Source organism: Nocardia stercoris, from assembly GCF_003696265.1.
GTDB classification, from domain to species: domain Bacteria; phylum Actinomycetota; class Actinomycetes; order Mycobacteriales; family Mycobacteriaceae; genus Nocardia; species Nocardia stercoris.
Window position 1 is genome coordinate 752383 of sequence record NZ_RFFH01000001.1, and the last position, 18948, is coordinate 771330.

The following is an 18948-nucleotide window of genomic DNA, read 5'->3' on the forward strand; positions in this document are numbered from 1 at the left end:
TGGGTATCGTCGCGATGTGGATCCTCTACGGCAGCTGCGGTACTTCCTGGTGGTAGCCGAAGAGTTGCATTTCGGGCGGGCGGCGGAGCGGCTGCATATCGCTCAGCCGGCGTTGAGTCAGCGGATCCGGCGGTTGGAGGACGATCTGGGGGCACGGCTGCTGGAACGGGACAGTCGCCGGGTGGAACTGACCGAAGCGGGGCAGATCTTGTGCGCGGAGGCCCGCGATCTGATCGCGCGGTGGGAGCGCACGAAAACCCTTGTGGGCAAGGCGCATCGGGGTGAGGTGGATACCTTGCGGGTGGGTGTCCCGCCGGAGCTGGCCGGCCGGGTGCTGGCCGCGATACTCACCGCGTTCGAGAGCCGGGACGTTCGAGTGGATCTCCACGAGTTGACCACCGCCGAGCAGGTACGGCTGCTGGCCGACCGGCAGCTGGATGCCGGACTGTTGCAGCATCCGGTCGATGTGATCGGCCTGGAAACCGGGCCGGCCGTGGAGACTCCACTCGGGGTGGTGCTGCCCCGTGACTCTCCGCTCGCGGCCCGCGCCTCGGTCACCCTCGCCGATCTCGCCGGGCACGGTCTGATCATCTTCCCGCGGGCCGCGGCCCCCGGTCCCTACGACGCCATCTTGCGCACCTGCTGGGAGCAGGGGTTCCGGCCCAGCGCGGTGCATCATGCCCGCAATCCCGAATTCGTGCTCGGCATGGTGCTTTCCGGGCGTGGCGTCGCCTTCGATCAGGGCCTGGTGGCGCAGAAGGAGCCGCGCGTGGTGTGGCGCCCGCTCCCGGCGGGCACCTTGAGCTGGAAGCTGGCGCTGGCCTGGCCCGCCACGGTGCCGCATCCGCTGGTGCGCGAGCTGGCGGAGCTGATCGTGACCGTGGTGCAGGGCGACGGCACATCCCGGGCGGTGCCGATTCAGCAACTGCCGCAACGTCAGTGGAGCACCGTCTTCGGACAGGAGTGAGCCAGACGATCGACCGCCGCCCGAGCGACGGCACCGATTGCCCGGTCCACCATGGGCATTCGAACCGCGAGGCTGTCCACTTTGGTGAATACGGCCACGGCACAGCGAAACCCGTCCGAGTCTTCGACGACACCGACTTCGTTGCGGAACCCCGGCAGGCTCCCGGTCTTGGACCAGATCCTGGTTCCGGGCCGGAAACCGCTCGCCAATCGATGCGTGTAGACCTGCCGGCGCATGAGCTCGCGCACCCAACTGCAGGCGTCCGGCGGTGCGGCGCGGTCCTGGTCGATCAGGGCGAGCAGCCGGGTCATGTCGCGCGGCGTGCTCGCGGTGGTGCGCAGCGGGTCGGTGGCGCGGGTCCCGAAGTACTCCTGCGGGCTCAGCGTCTGGAAGCGTTGCGCGAAGTCGACCGGGTCGGACGCGCCGATGTCCTGCGCCAAGGTGTGCAGCGTGTCCCGGGGAGCACCGAGAACGCGGGTTCGCGTCAGGCCGAGTTCAGTGACCAGCGACCGGACGTTGGCCACGCCGACCCGGTCGAACAGGAGGTCGGCGGCGGTGTTGTCGCTCACCGTGATCGCCATGAACGCGGCATCGCGCAAGCTGATTTCGGCATCGTCGAAGAAGCCGGCGGTGCCGACCCCGCCGAGGCGGTCCGCGGCGCTGATTCGCACCCGATCGGTAGGGTCCAGTTGTTCCGCCGCCACCTGACGGGCGAATTCCAGCACCAACAGCACCTTCACCACCGACGCCAGCACCACCGGTTCGTCGGCTCCCGAACCGACCTCCGCGGCGCATTCCAGGCAACGAGCATGCACCCAGCCCTGGGCGCCGGCCGCTCGAAAGATCGTCTCCACCCCATCAGCATTCACCAACCTCCGCGCGGCGCACGCACCCCCGTTGTACTGCAACGATATCGACGGCGTTATCGGCTTCGGCCGAATTCGGTCTTGGACAGCGGTGTCCGACCTCCGGTTGAGTGGCCTGCATGCGAGAGTCCACCCTGAGGAAATGCCGTGCGCTGGCGGCCGTGCTGCTGTTCGGTCCGCTGGCCGCCTGTGGCAGCACGACGAGCACCACGCCCACACCGTCCGCGACGCCCGCCGCGGTCTCGGCGAATACGCCGGCCGTCGATGCCGAGTTCGCGGCCATGGAACAGGAACACGGTGCCCGAGTCGGCTTGTTCGCGGTGGACATCCGAACCGGCAAGACGGTCGGATACCGTGCGGACGAGCGGTTCGGCATGGCATCCACCTTCAAGGCGCTCGCCGCTGCCGCGGTGCTGCGCGCACATCCGATCAGCACCGGCTACCTCGATCAGACAGTCCATTTCACCTCCGACGACGTGGTGCAGGATTCGCCGGTGACGAGCAAGCACCTCGACTCCGGGATGTCGATCCGGGAACTGTGCGACGCGGCGATCACCTACAGCGACAACACCGCCGGCAACCTGCTCTTGAAACAAATCGGCGGTCCGCAGGGGCTGACCGCTTTCGCGCGCTCGATCGGCGACGAGGTCACGCACCTCGACCGCTGGGAGCCGGAACTTGACGCCATGGATCCCGGCGACGACCGCGACACCACTACCCCCGCGGCACTGACCGCCGACTACCGCGCCCTGATCTTCGGCGATGTACTGGCGACCCCGGAACGAGATCAGCTGACCGCTTGGCTGGTCGCCAACAAGACCGGCAATGCCCGCATCCGCGCTGCGCTGCCACCGGATTGGAAAACCGGCGACAAGACCGGCACCGCACTGTACGGATCGGCCAATGATGTCGCCGTCACCTGGCCCGCCGACGGCACCGGTCCGCTGGTCGTCGCCGTACTGACCACCAAGCCGGATCAGGCTGCCGCCGCGGACAATCCGCTCGTCGCCGCGGTCGCGAAGGTAGCCGTCACCACCGTTCACGGCTGACCGGCAGTCGGATGTCGTCGGCCGTGTCGCACGGGCGGCCGACGACGGCCGCCTGGCTGACAACCGGGTGCACTGTGGTCCACCACCCAGAGCGCTGTCGCAACGGATTTACCTGCGGGTCAACAGGTCTCGGACTGAACACGGCCCGAAGCGATCGGTGGAACCTGTTATTGTCCAGGCGGGGGATCGCGCGGAAGGGGACGGCTGTGCCGTACGTGAGCGTGCCGGACGGCACCGAGGTGTTCTACACCGATGACGGTGCCGGTCCGGCAGTAATGCTGAGTCATTCCTGTTGGACGGATCACGATGCGTGGGACGGGCAGGTAGCCGCCCTGTCCTCCCGTTTCCGTGTGGTGTGTGTCGATTCGCGGGGGCACGGGCCTACCCGAGAGACCGACGCGCCGTACGACTATTGGCGCTTGGCGCGCGATCATCTGGCGGTAGCCGATCATCTCGGTCTGAACAGATTCGTCGCAGGTGGCGTGTCGTCGGGCGCAATGACCGGCATGCACATGGCCCTGTTGGAGCCGGCCCGGATCGGCGGTCTGGTACTCATCGGAACCTCGGCGACCGCATACAGCGACGAAGAGAAGTCGCGTTGGCGTGATGTTCTCGGCGTGTGGCTCGGTGATGACGACGACCTGGTGAAGGGGTTCGCTCGGGCATTGGCGGCCGCCACCATCGGCGGCAGGCGGGATGTGCAGATGCGTTGGGTCACAAAGTGGCTGGCGGAAGATCGGCAGCGGATGCGCAATTCATTCGCGTGCCTGATCAACCGGCCCTCGTTGCTCCCGGAACTCGCTCGGATCACCTGCGGGGCGCTACTGATCCGCGGCGCCGGTGACCAGGCATTCTCCGATGAGAACATGATCACCCTGCGCGATAATCTCGGCGGTCCCACGTCGCCGCTGCACACGGTCGAGGGCGCGAATCACTTGCCGAACATCAGCCACCCCGAGATCGTGAGTGACCTGATCGCCGACTTCCTAGAACGCCTCGACCTCGGGGACAGCGACCACGACATAGGCGTCGCTGTCGGCCGGAGTAGGTCGCAATCGGATTGTGCGCCACAGTCGAACCTGGCCGGCGCCGTCACGAACTCGTAGCGGCGCGCCGCGCCCGGACCGCGAGATCCCGCTCAGATCGCGACGGAACCAGTAGGCCCGAAAGTAGTGCAGCTCCGCGAGCTCGTCGAGGATCTTCTGCGCCTCGGCGCGGCGGTCGGGGTGGGCGGCCCAGTGTCGTAGGCGGGCGACTGTTCCCGCGGCGACCTGCTCCCAGTCCTCGAGTACGCGCCCGGCCACCGGTGAGGCGAACATCCACCACAGCGGGCCGGGTGACTCCGCCAAACCGGGAAAGGCGGCGTCGAACTGCTGGTTCGATGCTTGCACAGTGCCCCAACCGTCGCGGTCGAATACCGCGATGGCGGCTCCGCTCGTCGTCAGGTTTGCCACGGTGTCGGCCAGCCACCCGGCCCCGACGAATTCCTCCGGCTCCACTGTCCCGGTGCGGGGATAGCGGCACCCGTTGAGTCGATACAGGTGCCGCGACGTCGGCACGTCCAAGGTCAGGACTCGGCATACCAGCGGCAGCATGTCCTCGGCTATCTGGGCCTGATCGCGCTCGATGCGCGAGATGTAATTGGGGCTGAGGCTCAACAGCATCCCGAGTTCGGCCTGGGTCTTCCCGAGTTCCGCGCGCCGATACGCAATGAGATCCCCAGCGGTGGGGCAGACCGGCTGTTGCCGGGTTTCCCCCCACACATTCGACACGGCCATGGCGTTCTATCCTACTGCCCCGCTTCATCTGTCGGCTTCCCACACCGCGCCTGCCCGACCGGATCCGCCACTGTCGGTGGCGAGACCGGTCGAGTCCCCGGGCTCGAAAAGCTTTGCCACGGTGTCGAACTGACACTTCGCGGTGCTAGTCCCTCGGTGGCTGATTCCGAAGCGGGCTGGTCCGGTCTCTTGCGAATCGGCGGCCGGAATTGGTTCGATCGAGATACGCCGTCCTCGAAATTCTTCCGCTGCTCCGGATCGGGACGCGGGCGGAAGCAAGGCCTCGGCCGATCAGGGCGGCGCAACTGAAGGTTCTGCCGATCTGAGCTTCGGGAGGGGGCAGATCGGCAGAAGCTTCGGTGCGCCGGCTTGTGTGGCATTACGAATGCTGTCGAGTGGCCGTGTGCGAGCGGTGATTCACTGTGGTGCCAGTTCGAGTCGTACCCCGAGCAGTCGCACCGGGCGGTCGAGGTCGAAGCGGTCGATGATCGTCGAGGCGGTGTCGACGATCGTTGCGACGTCGGATGTCGGCACGGAGAGTTTCTGCTGCTTGCTGCGGGTGTAGAAGGTTTCGGTGCGCACGGTCACCGCGACCCGGGTTGTGATCCGGCCCGCTTCGGCCATCTCCTCGGCGACCTCGGTGGCCAGCCGGGCTACCTCGCGGCGGATCTCGTCCGGGTCGGTGAGATCGTGCGGGAACGTTTCGGACTTACTGTGGCCCACCGGGATTCGCGGGACCGTGGTCAGTTCGGTGTCGCCTTTGCCGTGGCCGAGGACGCGCAGGTACGGGCCTGTGCTCGGGCCGAATTCGCCGGCGAGGCGTGCCGGGTCGGCCGCCATCAGGTCGGCGACGGTGACGATCCCGAGCTCGGCTAAGCGGGCCGCGATGCGGGCGCCGACACCCCAGAGCGCGTCGGTGGGGCGGTGACCCATGAGTTCGGTCCAGTTGGCGGCGGTGAGTTCGAAAATTCCGGTGGCCGCGCCGGCGGCGCGGTCGGGTTCGGCGGAGGTCTTGCCGGCCGACTTGGCGAAGCCGGTGGCCAACTTGGCGGTGAGTTTGTTGTCACCGATGCCGACCGCGCAGGTGAGCCCGAGTTCGACGACGGCGCTGCGGATTTCGGTTGCGAGTTGCCACGGGTCGCCGTCGGTCGCGACGAACGCCTCGTCCATCCCCCATACCTCGACCGGCCCGGCGACCCGGCCGAGAGTAGCCATGACCTCATCGGACGCTTCCGCGTACGCCGGCATATCGAGCGGCAGAAAAATGCCATCGGGGCATTTGCGAGCCGCGGCACGCAACGCCATTCCCGCCCGCACCCCGAAGGATCGAGCGGGATATGAAGCACAGGTCACGACTTTGCGTGGCTCGGTCGGGTCACCGTTGCCACCGACGATGACCGGCGCACCACGTAGCTCCGGGCGACGCCGGAATTCGACCGCCGCCTGGAACTGATCGAGATCGACGTGGAGCAGCCGTCGGGGCACGGTTCTGTCTTACCGCAGAGCACCGACAATCCGGTGGCGCATCGCGGAAAAGTTCCGGGCCGGAAAACCAGAAACCCGGTCTGACCATAGGATTCGAATCAGCCTTGTCTGCTATGTCGTGTCGGTGCTCGCGTTCCTCCGGGCCGCCACATTCATTCACGAGGTGGTCCACTTTCGGCACCGGCGTCCGTTCAAATCCTTCTCGATCGGCTGGAACCTGTTGTGCGGTATTCCGATGATGATCCCGGTGTTCATGTACACCGGCCACGCGCAGCACCACAACACTCAGCGCTACGGGACGTCCCAGGACCCGGATTACGTCCCGTTCGCGACCCTGCCGCCCGGCCGGATCGTCGGGCTGCTCATCAGTTCACCGCTGGTGCCGCTCCTGGGCCCGATCCGGTTCGGCATCCTGGCCCCGGCCGGCTGGCTGTTCCCACCGGTGCGGCGCTATGTGTATCAGCAGGCGTCGGCCCTGACGATCGACCCGGACTATGTCCGCCGGATGCCCGCCGACCGCACCGAACAGCGCTCCTGGACAGCGCAGGAGGCCGGGTGTTTCGCTGTTTTCGTGGCAGTGGTCGCACTCACCGTGACCGGCTTCGTCGCCCCGGCAAGACTCGTGGAGTGGTATGTCATGATGGCCGGCGTCAACACGCTGAGCAGCCTTCGTTTGATCGGTGAACATCGATATCACGCTGCTGCCGCGGACGGCATGTCGATCGAGGGACAGATGCTCGATTCGGTCAATATGCCGAGGCGTCGCTGGCTGACCGAATTGTGGGGCCCGGTCGGTTTGCGCCTGCACGCATTTGCACCACCTCATGCCGGGACTGCCTTATCACGCCTATGGACCGGCGCACGAGCGGCTCATGCGGGAGTTCGGTCCCGAGTCGCCCTATGCGAGCACCGCCGCCCCCGGTCTCCTCTACTCCGTCCGGCGGGTGTGGCGGGAGAGCCGGGCCGGCCAACGGTGAAGCGGCCCGGAGATCTCGGTCCACCGGGGGTGGCGAAGCCGCAGGTCGAGTGGCCTGCGGCGTCGCTGTCGAGTGGCAGTACGCGGGGTGTGGCTACGATTCTGGTCGAAACTGATTCGGCTGGCAGAGTGGAAAATTCGAGATGGCTGACGGCGTGGTCGAGGAATCATCGGGAGCGGAGGCTGGCTCGGGTCCGGTGGCGGCGGGTTCGGTGGGTTCGGCGTCGCGTGGTCGGCAGGCGGCGGGAATCGGTGTCGTCGCGATGACCGCCACCGCGGTGGTGGCCGCCGTGATCGGTGCGACGCGGCATCAATTGCACGAAACGCGGCCCGTCGCGGCTGCGCCGGCCCGGGTGTCGTCGACCGCTGCGGCCGTGACATCCACGCCGGACCCGGCTGCCGAACTGCGGGCCGCGGCGCAGCGGGCTCTCGATGCGGCCCGCACCGGTGATCCGGCGGCACTGCTGCCGTACCTTGCGCCGGGCTGCCCGGACCGGCCGGTGTCGACGATGACAGCCGACGGCGTGGTCACCGGCGAAACGCCACCGCCCGCAATCGCATCGGTCACCGTGCACGGTCGCGGCGGCACTGTGGTGGTGACGGCGGCCGATGGTTCCACGGACCCGCAGTCCTGGACCGAGGTCGACGGGAATTGGCTGCTGGCGTGCCCGCTCGGCGATCCGGGGACGAGCGCGGAGGTCGCGAGTTCGAGTCCCGAACCCGCCCCCGAGGCCACTGTGCCGGCGCAGGTCGACGGCTGCGGCGACGCGCAGGTCACCGGCGACGGGGCCGACTGCCGTTGAGCTGCAACAACTTCGGAGTCGGTCGGAGGGCCTGAAGCTTCCGCGTTCGCGAGCTTTTGCGCAGTCCGCAATCTATTGCGTAGTACGCAATTTGTTGGGTACAGTCGAGATATGACTTCCTCGACGGTCCGACGAGCTTCGGACGCGACTGAGACCCTCGCAGAACGCAAACGCGCGGTGACGCGTCGAGCGTTGGCCGCGGTGGCCCTCGAGTTGGCCGTGGAACACGGTCTCGAGAACGTGACCGTGCCGGCCATCGCGGCGGCGGCCGGGGTGTCGGCCCGAACGTTCAACAACTACTTCTCCAGCAAGGAGGAGGCCGTCGTCGCTCCGATCTTCGATCGAGCCACCCGGATCGTCGAGGCCTTCGAACGACGGCCGGCGGATGAACCGCTGTGGCAGGCGGTTACTTCGGCGATCGTCGCGCAGTTCTCCGACGAGGCCGACGTCGATCTCGGGTCGAATGCGGCGACGCGTGCGGCCATGAACAACCCCGCCCTGCGCGGTGAACAGCTGAAGGCATGTGCCGCAATCGAAGAACTGCTCGCGGCGGCGATCGCAGCGCGCGGTGACGTGCCGGCGAGCGACATTACGCCGCGCCTGGTCGCCGGCACGGCCATCACCGCCGCGCGAATCGCGTTCGACCACTGGAACGACGCTCACACCTCGTCGACATTGCGCGCGGCGATCACACAAGCACTCGACATCGCGGGCGGTAACTTCACCACCCTCGGAACACAGGAGATACGTTGATGTCCACCACCCCACCGTCTCCCACGTCCGGCCGGCAGTCCTTCTATCGGTACGTGAACCCCGTCATCCGTTTTCTGGTTCGGCTCGGGGTCGGCGTCGGCGGCAGCGACGCCGACCTGCTCAGAACCCTGCAGGTGACCGGCCGCGTCTCCGGTCGAACCTACGAGGTTCCGGTTCGGGTCGCCCTGATCGACGGAAACCGATATGTGATGACCATGCAAGGTGACACCGCGTGGGCGCGGAATCTCCGTGCCGGTGGCAAGGCGCGACTGCTGTACCGCGGGCGGGCCGAAGACGTACTGGCCAGAGAACTGGTCGATGAGGAGAAATATCAGTTCCTGGAAGCGCTGTTCCGGGACCCGGTTTTCGCCCGGCGCGCCCGTTCGGTCCTCCGATCCGAGCTGGGCGAAAGCCCGGACCATCTGGACGACAACACTATCCGCTCACTCGGTCGAATGTGGCATCCCTTTCAGCTCAGCACTTCCCGCCCCGGCTGATGCGCCCACGCTGACTGCCGTCAGGGGCGGGGTGCGACCAGCAGGGTTTGGGTGCTGCGTCCCAGCGGGCCGGTCCGGTCGAATAGCGCGGATTCGGCGAGCCCGATGCCGTGCGGCTGCGGATGGGTGACCGCGTCCAGGCAGATCCATTCGCCGACCGGCTGCCGGTGCAGGGTGACCGTGAGATCGGTATTGATGAACAGGAATTTCGACCAGTCCAGGACGGCGCTGACCCCGTTGCCGGAGTCGGCGGCGGCCAGCGTTCGTTCCAGCGGGCTCGGCGTCGTTCCCGCGACGATCGGATACTTCAAGCGGATCCAGCACACCGCCGGACCCGGCTCGGTGAAAGAGCTGGTGGCGAAACGGTATTCGATGCCGGTGTGGAAGCCGATCGACTGGTTGGACGGAAACTGTTGCGGCCCTGCCGATTCGGGAAACGGCCGGGTGCCGCTCGGTGTGAACTCCAGGGGCAGATCCAACGGGGGATCGGCCAATTTGAGTCGCCAGGCGTTGGCCTGCATCACCGGTCCGCGATCGGTGGACAGTGTTGCCTCGATCAACTCGACGCTGCGCCCCGACCGCACCACGCGCGTCCGCACCGTCAACGGCTCCAGCGGAACCGGGCCCAGAATCTCGACCGCGACCCGGCCGACCTGGAACCCCGGCCGCGGCGCGCACCGCTCGATCGCGTGCCCGAGCAGCGCCGAGGGCGGACCGGCATGCTGGGCATCGGGCGACCACGGGCCGCGAGTCAGTTCGGTGGAGAAGAACCGGTTCGGCGTTGCCGGGTCGGGTTCGTAGAAGGCGTCGGCCACGGCACCGACGGTACCAAGCGGTCCACCGCCTGCTGTCGGGCCAGTCGCTACGGCCATACGCGGGCGACCGGCGGTTCGCCGGGACGCCGAGCGGGAGTGCGCAGCGCATACACTCGACTCCGCCCTTCGGTAACTCCACGGAAAGACGTCGACTTGCCCGCATCCGCAGCATCCGTCCCGGCCGGCCGCGCACGTCGGCGGATCGATCCTGCGGACATGCGACGTCGGCTAGTGGCGGCGACGGTTACCTCGCTCGTCGACTACGGGTACGCGGGCACGACGACGCTGCGGGTGCAGGAGCTGGCAGGTGCGTCGCGGGGTGCGCTGCTGCATCACTTTCCCAGCAAGCCGGATCTGTTCGTGGCCGCGGTCGCCAGCGTCGCGGAGCAGCAGGGGGAGTACCTGCGGTCGGTCCAGGAGCGGCCGGCGCCGGCGGGTGACCGGGTGCGGTTCGCGGTGTCGGTCTTGCACGAGGTGATGTCGGGGCCGTTGTTTCTGGCGGGGCTGGAGCTGTGGATGGCGGCCCGTACCGATGCGGCGTTGCGAGCGGTCCTGGAGCCGTACGAACGGGAGGTCGGCCGGCAGTTGCGCGAGATCGGCGCCGCCGCGTTCGGGCCCGAGTACACCGCGCTGCCCGGCTACCACCTGGCGTTCGAATCGCTGCTGCAACTGCTGCGCGGACTCGCGACGACCAGCATCCTGCGCTCGAATCGCGAGGTGGAGCAGACGCTGCTGGACACCTGGAGCCGGTCCTTCCGCGCGGTGTGCGCGGCGGCCGACCAGGTGGCGCCGAGCCGAGCGGCACAGTCCTGATCGGCCGCCGAGCCGGTCACCCGAACAGCCGGATCAGCCGACCAGCCCGCCGCTGCACGCGAGCACCTCGCCGGTGACATAGTCCGATTCCGGCAGGCACAGCAGGTAGACGGCGCCGGCCGCTTCCTCCGGTGTGCCCAGTCGTCCCAGCGGCGCCAGGTGCTGGGCGGCCTGCAGGACCATCGGGTTCACGCCGACCTTCATGGTGCGGCCGTTGATGTCGATGGTGGCGTCGGATCCGGCCTCGGCCTCGGTGAGCCGGGTCTTGATCAACCCGAAGGCGACCGCGTTGACGGTGACGCGGTAGCGTCCCCATTCCTTGGCCATGGCCTTGGTCAGGCCGATGATTCCCGCCATGCCCGCCGAGTAGTTGATCTGCCCGGCATTGCCGTACAGGCCGGCCAGGGAGGAGATGTTCACGACCTTGCGGGTGATCGCTTGTCCCGCTTCATGTTCCCGCTTGGCGGCGGCGCTGATCACCGGCTGGGCGGCCCGCATGATGCGGAACGGGGCCGTGAGGTGGACGCCGAGGATCGCGTCCCATTGCTCGTCGGACATCTTCTGCACCACGCCGTCCCAGGTGTAGCCGGCGTTGTTGACGATGATGTCGAGGCCACCGAAGTTGTCGACCGCGGCGCCGACGAACCGGTCGGCGAATCCGTCGGCGGTGACATCGCCGGCGCAGGGGACAGCGGTTCCGCCGGCGGCGGTGATCTCGGCGACGACCGCGTCCGCCGTGGCGGGATCGAGATCGTTGACGACGACCTGCGCGCCGGCGGCGGCCAGTTTGCGGGCGATGGCCGCACCGATGCCGCGGCCGGATCCGCTGACGATCGCGGACTTGCCGGAAAGGCTGCTCATGCGAAGCTGCCGTGGCGTCCGGCGCCGGCGCTGAACCGTCCCGCGCCCGCGAGGGTGTCGGCGGTGAGTGAATGCACCCCGTGGTCGTATTCGACTGCCAGGGCACGGGTTTCGTCCAGGCCCTGCTGTTCGAGCAGCGACAGGCGATCGTGCCGCAGGCAGGTCTGCGGGAAGGCGGCCAGCTGCCGGCCCAGCTCGATCGCCGCCGGCAATGCCTGACCCGCGGGGACGATCCGGTCGGCCAGGCCGATCGCCATCGCCTCCGCCGCGGGGACGAGACGCCCGGTGAGGATCAGATCCATCGCGCGCCCGGTGCCGATCAGGCGGGGGAGCCGGACGGTGCCGCCGTCGATCAGCGGCACGCCCCAGCGGCGACAGAACACACCGAAGACCGCGTCCTGCTCGACGATCCGCAGGTCGGCCCAGATCGCGAGCTCCAGCCCGCCCGCGACGGCGTAGCCGGACACCGCCGCGAGCACCGGTTTGCTCAGCCGCAGCCGGGAAACGCCCATCGGCGCGTCACCGGTGGGTTCGAACCGGTTCGGCCGGCCGGCCGCGACCGCCTTCAGATCGGCTCCGGCGCAGAATGTTCCGCCGCACCCGTGCAGCACCGCCACGGCCGCGTCCGGGTCGGCGTCGAAGGACCGGAATGCGGCGGCGAGTGCTTCCGCGGTGTCTCGGTCGACGGCGTTGCGGGCGTCCGGCCGGTTGATGCCGATCGTGGTGACCGGGCCGTGTCGTTCGACCAGAACGGTGTCGGTCGTCATGGGTCCTCCTGGTTTCGGTCACTCGACCCTAACAGTCAGTCCGGACTGACTGTCAAGCTTTCGTCGCGGCGATGATCACGCGGCGGTGGGGCGTCGGCCACCGGAGGCGAGAGTGAGGATGTCCTTGTTGCCGTCGGCCCAGGTGGCGGTCATGGTGACCGTGTCGATGAGCCATCCGGTCGCGCCGCGGGTCAGGGTGATGCGGTAGGTCCCGCCGAGGGTCCAGCGCGGGGAACCGAACGGGTTGGCCAGCAGGTGGACGGCCTGGAAGACAGCGGTGAGTTCGGCCCGGTCGCCGTCGGTGGTGACCAGATGGTTGCCCAGCAGATGCTGGGTGGCGTCGAAAGCGCCCAGCAGGGTGGACCATTCGCCCCGGATCTGGGCGGGGGTGGCGACCGCGGGCTGCCCGCCCCAGATGCTGGTGTAGTCGAGGGTGACCTGTTCGGCGAAAACGCCTGCGAGAGCGTCCCAGTCGCGAGTATCGATGGACCAGAACAGCCGGGTGGCGGCCTCGATGATGTCGTTGCGGTCCTGTGCGGTGGTGGTCATGGTGACTCCTTGCGAAAAGTGGTGCGGGGGAACGGATCAGGACAGGGGAAGCAGGTCGCGCTCGGCGAAGACCGTGCGGGCGACGGTCATGGCGTTGAGCACGCGCGGAAACCCGGCGTAGGGGAGTGCCTGAATGACGGCTTCCACCACGGCTTCCGCAGCGACACCGACGTTGAGTGCGGTGGTCAGGTGGGCTTCGAGCTGGGGCCGGGCGTCACCCAGACCGATCAGCACGCCGATGATGACAAGTTCGCGGGCGCCGATGTCGAGACCGGGCCGGGCGTGGATGTCGCCGTAGGCGAATTCGACCGCGAACCGGTGCAGGTCCGGCGCGATATCGGCGAGTGCGTCGTAGACCCGGTGGCGGGCGGCGGTGGCGCCGCCCATCTCCTGCTGGCGGGCCGCGCCGCGGAGGTAGCGTTCGTTCATGAGACTGAGCCTGCCGGGGTGCACGTACCCGAACCAGGCCCCGGTTTTCCCCGTACTCCCAGGGCGACGATAGGTCGTAGAATCGCGGAATGACCGAGTTGGGCAGCTTTTTGGCGACGTGCCGCGCTCGCGTGGAACCCGCCGATATCGGATTGCCCGGCGGCGGGCGGCGGCGGGTGCCGGGGTTGCGGCGTGAGGAATTGGCGCTGCTCGCCGGGATCAGTGCCGAGTACTACCAGCGGTTGGAGCAGGGGCGGGCGGCGCACCCGTCCGACGAGGTGCTCGACGCCATCGCCGACGTGCTGCGACTGGACCGGGTGGAGCGCGGGCACCTGCGGGCACTGGCCCGGCCGGCACGGCGGGCCGGGCCGTCGGCCCCGAAGCGGGTGCGCCCCGAACTGCGGCGGATGCTGAACCTGATGACCGCCGCGCCCGCGCTGATCATCACCGACACGTTCACGGTGCTGGCGGCGAATCCCTTGGCGCAGGTGATGTTCGAGCCGCTGGTGCCACTGGAGAACCTGGCCCGCAGCCTGTTCACCGATCCGGCGGCGCGAGCCTTCTACCTGGACCGGTCGGAGGTGGCCACCGCCACCGTGGCTCAGCTGCACCTGGTGCTCGGCCGGTATCCCGGCGATCGCGACGCCCTCGCTCTGGTAGACGAATTGAGCAGCAGTTCAACGGAATTCGCGGCGCTCTGGCGGTCCGGCGGCGTCACGCAGCGCACGCACGGCAGTAAGCGCTTCGACCACCCCGCCGTGGGCGAGTTTGCGGTCGACTACGAAAACCTGGAACTGCCCGGCGACCCGCGACACCGCCTGGTGACCTTCCTGCCCACCACCGCCTACCCGACGGTCCTGGACCGCCTTCAGCAGCTCGCCGCGCACGGTCCGTCGACGGCCGAGCCGGAGGTCCGAGGGCTGCGGCTGATCGGCTGACACCCGGCTCGGCTGACCGCGTTCGTCCGCTGTCGGGGGCAACCAGCCTTCGCCGGTCGGCTACGAAGCTGCGACGAGGTCCGGAAGTTTGTGTGCCAGAACGTATTCGGGGTACTTCGGGTCGATGCCGTCGCCCGAGGAGGTGCCGCTGATCCGGCGGCCGATCCACGGCAGCAGGAAACCGGTGACCCACTCGATATTCTCGCGGCGTTGCTCTGTCGCGGGCTTGATCGGTGCCGGCCCGAGCCCGGGTACCTCGATCGTGGCAGGTGCCCCGAGGACGCGCAGTACCTCGGCCGCGAGCAGTTCGTGGCCTAGTGGGCTGGGGTGCAGACGATCCCACGACCACAATCTGCGGTCGTCGAATTGTTTCAGTCGCCAGAAGTCCAGGACCGCACCGTGGTGGCGGTCCGCGATTTCGCGCAGGTACTCGTTGTAGGTCGCGGCGCGGCCGCGCAGCGTCTTGTAGATCGGGTCGAACGATCCGTCGAAGGCCGTGAAGATCACCACGAACGCGCCCGTTGCGGCCAGTTGCGCGACCACCTCGGCGCAGTCGCGGACCAGTTCGTCGAGATCGACCCGGGGCCGCAGGATGTCGTTGCCGCCGGCGCTCAGGACGACCAGGTCGGGTCGCAATTCCACTGCGGCTGGAACCTGTTCGGCGAGTACCTGTTTCATCTTGCGGCCGCGGATCGCGAGATTCGCGTACTGCAACTGCGGGTTGCCCTGGGCCAGTTCGGCCGCCACCCGGTCGGCCCAGCCGCGTACCCCGTTCGGCCGCGCCTCGTCCGGATCGCCGACGCCTTCGGTCAGCGAATCACCCAACGCCACGAATCGATCGAACATCCTGTCCACGCCACCCCAATCAAACCATGCATGAGCGAATGTCAGTGTAGGTCCAGGGCTGGGATCGCGCTCGGCGGGTTGCCGCGCAGTGCGGTGCAACGAAGCATGCAGAACTGAATGTTATTGCCGTGCTTTGGTTTGCGCAGGGCCGTGCTGAGCACGGCCTTGCCGCGCCGGATCGTGCCGAGCGGTAGCGAGCCGCGCGCGGATCGGCGGAATCGCCCGCATCGGAGGCGAGTCCGCCGATTACCGGCGTATGTCGACCGGGATGAACGCCCGGTGGCTGCACTTAGGTGGCGATATTCGGCTCCGGGTCAGGCCGACGGTTCGGCGGCGAAATCGCCCGGCTGGTACGGTTTCGGCTCGACCAGCACCATCCAGTTGCCGGAATTGTCGCGCATCAAGGCTTCTACGCCGTAGGGGCGGTCGGCCGGCTCCTGGAGGAATTCGACGCCCTTGGCGCGCAATTCCGCGTAGGTCTTGCGGCAGTCGTCGACGTTGAGTCCGACGCCGGGAAGCCCACCCTCGGCCTGGGCGCGCCGCATGGCCTCGATCAGGTCGTCCGACATCGGCGGGCCGGGGATGGCGAGGTGGAGGATCAGTTCGGGTTGGCTCGGATGGGAGACGGTGACCCAGCGATAATCCGGGCCCAGCTGGATGTCGTCCTTGGCGTCGAACCCGAGGACGTCGGTGTAGAAGGCGAGGGACTCGTCGATGTCCTTGACGAAGACCGATACGAGGCTGACGTTGGTGATCATGTCCCCGAATCTATGGGCCGATCGGCGCCGGATGCTTCTTCTGGATTGCGGCGTTCCACGAGTCCGGTCATGAAGACGATGCAGCCCGGAATTCGGGGCGCCCCGAGTTCGGCGTAGCGGCGCTGGAAGGCGCTCGGTGTCTCGCCGGTGATCGCGGTGAACCTGGCGCTGAACGAGCCCAGTGACGAATAGCCGACCGCGTGACAGACCTCGGTAACGGTGAGGTTCGAGGCACGCAGCAGGTCCTGGGCTCGCTCGATCCGTCGCTCGGACAGGTAGGCGGTGGGGGTGCGGCCGTAGACCTTGGCGAAGCTGCGCAGAAAGTGGTACTTGCTGATACCGGCCAGTTCGGCCAGCTCGTCCAGGTCGGTGGCCTCGGCGAAGTGCCGGTCGAGGTGGTCGCGTGCCCGGCGGAGATGGATCAGCAGATCACCGGGCACACGTGGTCGGGTCACGTCTCTCTCCGCTGCGTCGGGTCGGTAGGTCCCGCCACCATAACGGTGGTCGATTCTCCGGTGGACGAGTGCCGACCCGGCCGGCTACCACCGGCTTCCCAGTCCCGGGAACATCCGATGATCGACGTGTGGCGGTGTGGGCTGTCCGGATGAGAGCGAGGCGCCGATGAGTCCCGATGGCACCAAGCGGCTGGGCGATCTGCACGACCTTCCGGGCTGTGCGCCGGCCGGGTTGAAGGTGCTGTTCAAAGCGGCCGAGGGCGTCATTCAGAAGCAGGTTCGGTTGCTCGGTGCGGGTACGCCGTCCATGGCGCCGAATCTGAGTGAGCTGTTGCGGGGGCATGGGGTCCCTGATCCCGAGAGCGAGTCGCCGGGGGTCGACAAGTACAAGGCCTACAAGGCCGAATTGCAGCAGGCGACGAAGGGCATCGAGAGCACGGACCACGGCGTCGCGATGCAGACCGCCGGGATCGGAACGGCCGTGACCTCGGCGTACAGCGCCGTGGATACCTCGGTGGGAGAACTCAATACGAAGATCGACGCCTCCTACAAAGCCGTCCGGACCGACGACCCCGATAAGTCCCCATACCTGCCCACCGACATTGTCGAGGGCCTGTTCAATGGCGTGTGGGACACGTTGAACGCGACCTACGACGAGGTCCACGGTGTCTCGGATCAGGCGGCGACCACGGCACTGAACATCACCGGCGACTACGGCGACCTGCCGCCCTCCAGCCCCACCTCGGGCGGCGGCAGCCCGAGTTACGGGCCGGTGAGCTACGGCACCCCGCTGTCGAACAGTGAACTGCAGGCCATGGTCGCGAACGTGACCGACGCCAAGAAGAGGAAGTTCCTCGACACGGCGCTGCACCAGGTGGGTGACCCGTACATCTACGGTGCCGAGGGCCCGAACGCCTTCGACTGTTCCGGTCTGGTGCAGTATTCCGCACGGCAGGCCGGAATCACCGACATGCCGCGCACGGCGAGCGAGCAATACCACGCGACGATGTCGCACCCGGTGGCCCCGAACGACCTGCAGCCGGGCGACCTGATCTTCCCCGACGCCGAGTTCAACGGCGGCGATCCCGGTCACGTCATGATCTATGTGGGTGACGGCCGAGTCGTCGAAGCGCCGCACACCGGCGACCACGTCAAGGTGATCCAGCTCGCCCAGGTGGGCGGCTTCCATGCCACCCGGTTCTGACCGCGGCACCGAATCCGTACGGGCAGTGGGCACGTCGACGATCGCCGGGCGGCAGGTGGCGCGTCCGCTGAGTCCGGGGGAGCGCTGGTTCTGGATCATCGACGATATCTCGCCCGCGAATTGTGTTGCCCGCCTGCAAATCCGCGGTTCATTGCCGGTGGCGGACCTGGAGCGGGGCGCCGCGTGCCTGCTGTCGGAGTATCCGATCCTGCGGACCCGGATCGTAACCGGCCAAGACGGGCCGGTCTTCGAACCGGTGGCGGAGCCCCGAATCCCGCTGCGGCACTACGTCTGCGAGGACGAGCAAGCGTGGCGCACGGCGGTCGACCGGGAATTGCGCGAGTCACTGGGACCGCTGCCGGCCCGCATCGTCCATATCGCGGCAGGTGATCGGCACGACCTCATACTGACGGTGTCACATGTGCTCGCCGACTTCCGCTCCCTGCTGGCCCTGCTGCGGAAGCTGATCGACTACGCGGCCGGCGCCGAGCCCGGTCCGATGCGACCGCCCGTCCCGGCGGCCGACCAGTTGGTCAGCGGCCGGGCGCGCACTCTGCGCGGCTACCTCGATGCGACTGTGGCCGAACAATTGTCGGCCTGGCGATGCCGGCCGCAGCGCCTCGTCGGCAGTGAGATCCCGCTCGCCGAACGCCGCACCCGGGCCATCTACCGGACGCTGGACGGCCGGATGCTCGAGGACCTCGCGACGGCCTGCCGGTCGGCAGGGGTGACCGTGCACGGCGCGTTGACGGCGGCAGTCGGCCAGGCGGTCGGCAAGCTCGTACGGCCGGGCGGACACGGGTACGCCGGAATCGGTTCGCCGGTGGACTTTCGGCGTGCGCTCGACCCGGCGCCCGAGCAGGACGAGGTCGGTGTCTACGCGCCGGTGCTCTCGACCTTCGCCCCCTTCGGTCCCGGCATGTCACTGTGGACGGCCGCCGCCGCGGTGAACAGGCAGGTGCGGCAGGGTGTGCGCCGGCAACGACATCTCGCGATGTCGGCGGGAACCCGCTTCGGCCTGCCGAAATCACGCGAGTCCGGGCGCCGGGTCGCGGCCGTGGTGGACCGCGGGGCACCGTGGAATGTATCGGTGTCGAACGTCGGCCGGGTGGACTTCCCAGCGCGCGTGGCCGGCTGGGAGCTGTCGGAACTCATTCTGGCGACCGGCAATTCGTGTGTCAGTGCGCTCACCGTCGCCGCCGTCTCGGCGCACGAGCGGATGGCTGTGACCTTCTGTGTGGTCGACGGGATGCTGGCAGACGCGGCGATCGAGCAGTTGGCGGATCAGGTGATGGACACGCTGGCGCGCATGGCCGGCGATCTCGTGGAGTAGCTGCCG

General features: G+C 68.0%; 21 protein-coding genes and 1 pseudogene. 11 read left to right on the plus strand and 11 right to left on the minus strand.

The features are described from left to right. Positions 1 to 16: 16 nt before the first annotated feature. Complete coding sequence (locus EBN03_RS03315; protein WP_122186298.1) at positions 17 to 967, plus strand: LysR family transcriptional regulator; 951 nt, start codon at positions 17 to 19, stop codon at positions 965 to 967. Here the strand turns inward: EBN03_RS03315 and EBN03_RS03320 are convergent. Then, entirely contained in the window at positions 937 to 1821 is an 885-nt protein-coding gene (locus tag EBN03_RS03320) for a serine hydrolase (protein WP_122186299.1), read from the minus strand. The genes EBN03_RS03315 and EBN03_RS03320 overlap by 31 nt on opposite strands. 131 nt (positions 1822 to 1952) lie before the next feature. On the opposite strand from EBN03_RS03320, the gene bla reads away from it, so the two are divergent. Next, positions 1953 to 2882 carry a class A beta-lactamase gene (gene bla, locus EBN03_RS03325; RefSeq protein ID WP_122186300.1) on the plus strand — a complete coding sequence of 310 codons (930 nt, stop codon included), beginning with the start codon at positions 1953 to 1955 and terminating at the stop codon, positions 2880 to 2882. Positions 2883 to 3103: 221 nt separating this feature from the next. Next, positions 3104 to 3988 (plus strand): alpha/beta fold hydrolase, encoded by an 885-nt coding sequence (locus EBN03_RS03330; RefSeq protein ID WP_158675522.1) that lies wholly within the window; start codon positions 3104 to 3106, stop codon positions 3986 to 3988. Here the strand turns inward: EBN03_RS03330 and EBN03_RS03335 are convergent. Then, on the minus strand, positions 3869 to 4660 hold the full coding sequence (locus EBN03_RS03335; protein ID WP_122186302.1) for a helix-turn-helix domain-containing protein: 792 nt from the start codon (positions 4658 to 4660) through the stop codon (positions 3869 to 3871). The two genes, EBN03_RS03330 and EBN03_RS03335, sit on opposite strands and share 120 nt — an antisense overlap. A 417-nt stretch (positions 4661 to 5077) precedes the next feature. Next, entirely contained in the window at positions 5078 to 6145 is a 1068-nt protein-coding gene (locus EBN03_RS03340) for a DNA polymerase IV (RefSeq protein ID WP_122186303.1), read from the minus strand. 118 nt (positions 6146 to 6263) lie between these two features. Here EBN03_RS03340 and EBN03_RS35735 point away from each other — a divergent pair. The 4 genes and pseudogenes from EBN03_RS35735 to EBN03_RS03360 all read left to right on the plus strand — a co-directional run. Further along, positions 6264 to 6941: pseudogene (locus EBN03_RS35735) on the plus strand (fatty acid desaturase); the annotation flags it as partial. A 323-nt stretch (positions 6942 to 7264) separates the two neighbouring features. Beyond that, the gene (locus EBN03_RS33990; protein ID WP_233608085.1) at positions 7265 to 7924 is read left to right on the plus strand and encodes a hypothetical protein; all 660 of its coding nucleotides are present in this window, start codon (positions 7265 to 7267) and stop codon (positions 7922 to 7924) included. A 111-nt stretch (positions 7925 to 8035) separates the two neighbouring features. Further along, positions 8036 to 8677 (plus strand): TetR/AcrR family transcriptional regulator, encoded by a 642-nt coding sequence (locus EBN03_RS03355; protein WP_122186306.1) that lies wholly within the window; start codon positions 8036 to 8038, stop codon positions 8675 to 8677. Beyond that, positions 8677 to 9174: a nitroreductase/quinone reductase family protein gene (locus EBN03_RS03360; protein ID WP_122186307.1), complete on the plus strand. Its 498-nt coding sequence runs from the start codon at positions 8677 to 8679 to the stop codon at positions 9172 to 9174. The genes EBN03_RS03355 and EBN03_RS03360 overlap by 1 nt, the downstream gene beginning before the upstream one ends. A gap of 20 nt (positions 9175 to 9194) precedes the next feature. On the opposite strand, the gene EBN03_RS03365 is transcribed toward EBN03_RS03360, so the two are convergent. Then, positions 9195 to 9989 (minus strand): thioesterase family protein, encoded by a 795-nt coding sequence (locus EBN03_RS03365; protein WP_199742575.1) that lies wholly within the window; start codon positions 9987 to 9989, stop codon positions 9195 to 9197. Between the two features lie 216 nt (positions 9990 to 10205). Here EBN03_RS03365 and EBN03_RS03370 point away from each other — a divergent pair, with 216 nt between their 5' ends. Continuing rightward, positions 10206 to 10802 (plus strand): TetR/AcrR family transcriptional regulator, encoded by a 597-nt coding sequence (locus EBN03_RS03370; protein WP_122186309.1) that lies wholly within the window; start codon positions 10206 to 10208, stop codon positions 10800 to 10802. Between the two features lie 33 nt (positions 10803 to 10835). Here the strand turns inward: EBN03_RS03370 and EBN03_RS03375 are convergent, their stop codons facing one another. The 4 genes from EBN03_RS03375 to EBN03_RS03390 all read right to left on the minus strand — a co-directional run bounded on the left by EBN03_RS03375 (position 10836) and on the right by EBN03_RS03390 (position 13408). After that, positions 10836 to 11663, minus strand: coding sequence for an SDR family NAD(P)-dependent oxidoreductase (locus EBN03_RS03375; protein ID WP_122186310.1), 828 nt, complete (start codon positions 11661 to 11663; stop codon positions 10836 to 10838). Then, positions 11660 to 12430, minus strand: a complete 771-nt coding sequence (locus tag EBN03_RS03380; protein ID WP_122186311.1) for a crotonase/enoyl-CoA hydratase family protein — start codon at positions 12428 to 12430, stop codon at positions 11660 to 11662. The genes EBN03_RS03375 and EBN03_RS03380 overlap by 4 nt, the downstream gene beginning before the upstream one ends. A gap of 75 nt (positions 12431 to 12505) precedes the next feature. After that, complete coding sequence (locus EBN03_RS03385) at positions 12506 to 12979, minus strand: nuclear transport factor 2 family protein (protein WP_122186312.1); 474 nt, start codon at positions 12977 to 12979, stop codon at positions 12506 to 12508. 36 nt (positions 12980 to 13015) lie between these two features. Next, positions 13016 to 13408 (minus strand): carboxymuconolactone decarboxylase family protein, encoded by a 393-nt coding sequence (locus tag EBN03_RS03390; RefSeq protein WP_122186313.1) that lies wholly within the window; start codon positions 13406 to 13408, stop codon positions 13016 to 13018. An 89-nt stretch (positions 13409 to 13497) separates the two neighbouring features. Here EBN03_RS03390 and EBN03_RS03395 point away from each other — a divergent pair, with 89 nt between their 5' ends. After that, a complete protein-coding gene (locus EBN03_RS03395; protein ID WP_122186314.1) occupies positions 13498 to 14346 on the plus strand; it encodes a helix-turn-helix domain-containing protein in 849 nt (282 codons plus the stop codon). 60 nt (positions 14347 to 14406) lie between these two features. On the opposite strand, the gene EBN03_RS03400 is transcribed toward EBN03_RS03395, so the two are convergent. The 3 genes from EBN03_RS03400 to EBN03_RS03410 form a co-directional block, all read right to left on the minus strand. Next, positions 14407 to 15192, minus strand: coding sequence for an SGNH/GDSL hydrolase family protein (locus tag EBN03_RS03400; protein WP_122186315.1), 786 nt, complete (start codon positions 15190 to 15192; stop codon positions 14407 to 14409). Positions 15193 to 15506: 314 nt separating this feature from the next. After that, a complete protein-coding gene (locus EBN03_RS03405; protein ID WP_122186316.1) occupies positions 15507 to 15950 on the minus strand; it encodes a VOC family protein in 444 nt (147 codons plus the stop codon). Beyond that, a complete protein-coding gene (locus EBN03_RS03410) occupies positions 15947 to 16390 on the minus strand; it encodes a helix-turn-helix transcriptional regulator (protein ID WP_122186317.1) in 444 nt (147 codons plus the stop codon). The genes EBN03_RS03405 and EBN03_RS03410 overlap by 4 nt, the downstream gene beginning before the upstream one ends. Before the next feature lie 181 nt (positions 16391 to 16571). Here EBN03_RS03410 and EBN03_RS34845 point away from each other — a divergent pair, with 181 nt between their 5' ends. Both EBN03_RS34845 and EBN03_RS03420 read left to right on the plus strand, forming a co-directional pair. Continuing rightward, positions 16572 to 17609, plus strand: a complete 1038-nt coding sequence (locus EBN03_RS34845; RefSeq protein ID WP_233608086.1) for a C40 family peptidase — start codon at positions 16572 to 16574, stop codon at positions 17607 to 17609. Then, the gene (locus EBN03_RS03420) at positions 17593 to 18942 is read left to right on the plus strand and encodes a phthiocerol/phthiodiolone dimycocerosyl transferase family protein (RefSeq protein ID WP_147471445.1); all 1350 of its coding nucleotides are present in this window, start codon (positions 17593 to 17595) and stop codon (positions 18940 to 18942) included. The genes EBN03_RS34845 and EBN03_RS03420 overlap by 17 nt, the downstream gene beginning before the upstream one ends. The last annotated feature ends 6 nt before the right edge of the window (positions 18943 to 18948 follow it).

What these genes read in the sequence shown, in the direction of transcription:
- bla (WP_122186300.1), top strand. Translation starts at nt 1,953, where the DNA reads ATGCGAGAGTCCACCCTGAGGAAATGCCGTGCGCTGGCGGCCGTGCTG.
- EBN03_RS03335 (WP_122186302.1), bottom strand. Translation starts at nt 4,660, where the DNA reads ATGGCCGTGTCGAATGTGTGGGGGGAAACCCGGCAACAGCCGGTCTGC.
- EBN03_RS33990 (WP_233608085.1), top strand. Translation starts at nt 7,265, where the DNA reads ATGGCTGACGGCGTGGTCGAGGAATCATCGGGAGCGGAGGCTGGCTCG.
- EBN03_RS03355 (WP_122186306.1), top strand. Translation starts at nt 8,036, where the DNA reads ATGACTTCCTCGACGGTCCGACGAGCTTCGGACGCGACTGAGACCCTC.
- EBN03_RS03360 (WP_122186307.1), top strand. Translation starts at nt 8,677, where the DNA reads ATGTCCACCACCCCACCGTCTCCCACGTCCGGCCGGCAGTCCTTCTAT.
- EBN03_RS03370 (WP_122186309.1), top strand. Translation starts at nt 10,206, where the DNA reads ATGCGACGTCGGCTAGTGGCGGCGACGGTTACCTCGCTCGTCGACTAC.
- EBN03_RS03375 (WP_122186310.1), bottom strand. Translation starts at nt 11,663, where the DNA reads ATGAGCAGCCTTTCCGGCAAGTCCGCGATCGTCAGCGGATCCGGCCGC.
- EBN03_RS03380 (WP_122186311.1), bottom strand. Translation starts at nt 12,430, where the DNA reads ATGACGACCGACACCGTTCTGGTCGAACGACACGGCCCGGTCACCACG.
- EBN03_RS03385 (WP_122186312.1), bottom strand. Translation starts at nt 12,979, where the DNA reads ATGACCACCACCGCACAGGACCGCAACGACATCATCGAGGCCGCCACC.
- EBN03_RS03390 (WP_122186313.1), bottom strand. Translation starts at nt 13,408, where the DNA reads ATGAACGAACGCTACCTCCGCGGCGCGGCCCGCCAGCAGGAGATGGGC.
- EBN03_RS03395 (WP_122186314.1), top strand. Translation starts at nt 13,498, where the DNA reads ATGACCGAGTTGGGCAGCTTTTTGGCGACGTGCCGCGCTCGCGTGGAA.
- EBN03_RS03400 (WP_122186315.1), bottom strand. Translation starts at nt 15,192, where the DNA reads ATGTTCGATCGATTCGTGGCGTTGGGTGATTCGCTGACCGAAGGCGTC.
- EBN03_RS03405 (WP_122186316.1), bottom strand. Translation starts at nt 15,950, where the DNA reads ATGATCACCAACGTCAGCCTCGTATCGGTCTTCGTCAAGGACATCGAC.
- EBN03_RS34845 (WP_233608086.1), top strand. Translation starts at nt 16,572, where the DNA reads ATGAGTCCCGATGGCACCAAGCGGCTGGGCGATCTGCACGACCTTCCG.
- EBN03_RS03420 (WP_147471445.1), top strand. Translation starts at nt 17,593, where the DNA reads ATGCCACCCGGTTCTGACCGCGGCACCGAATCCGTACGGGCAGTGGGC.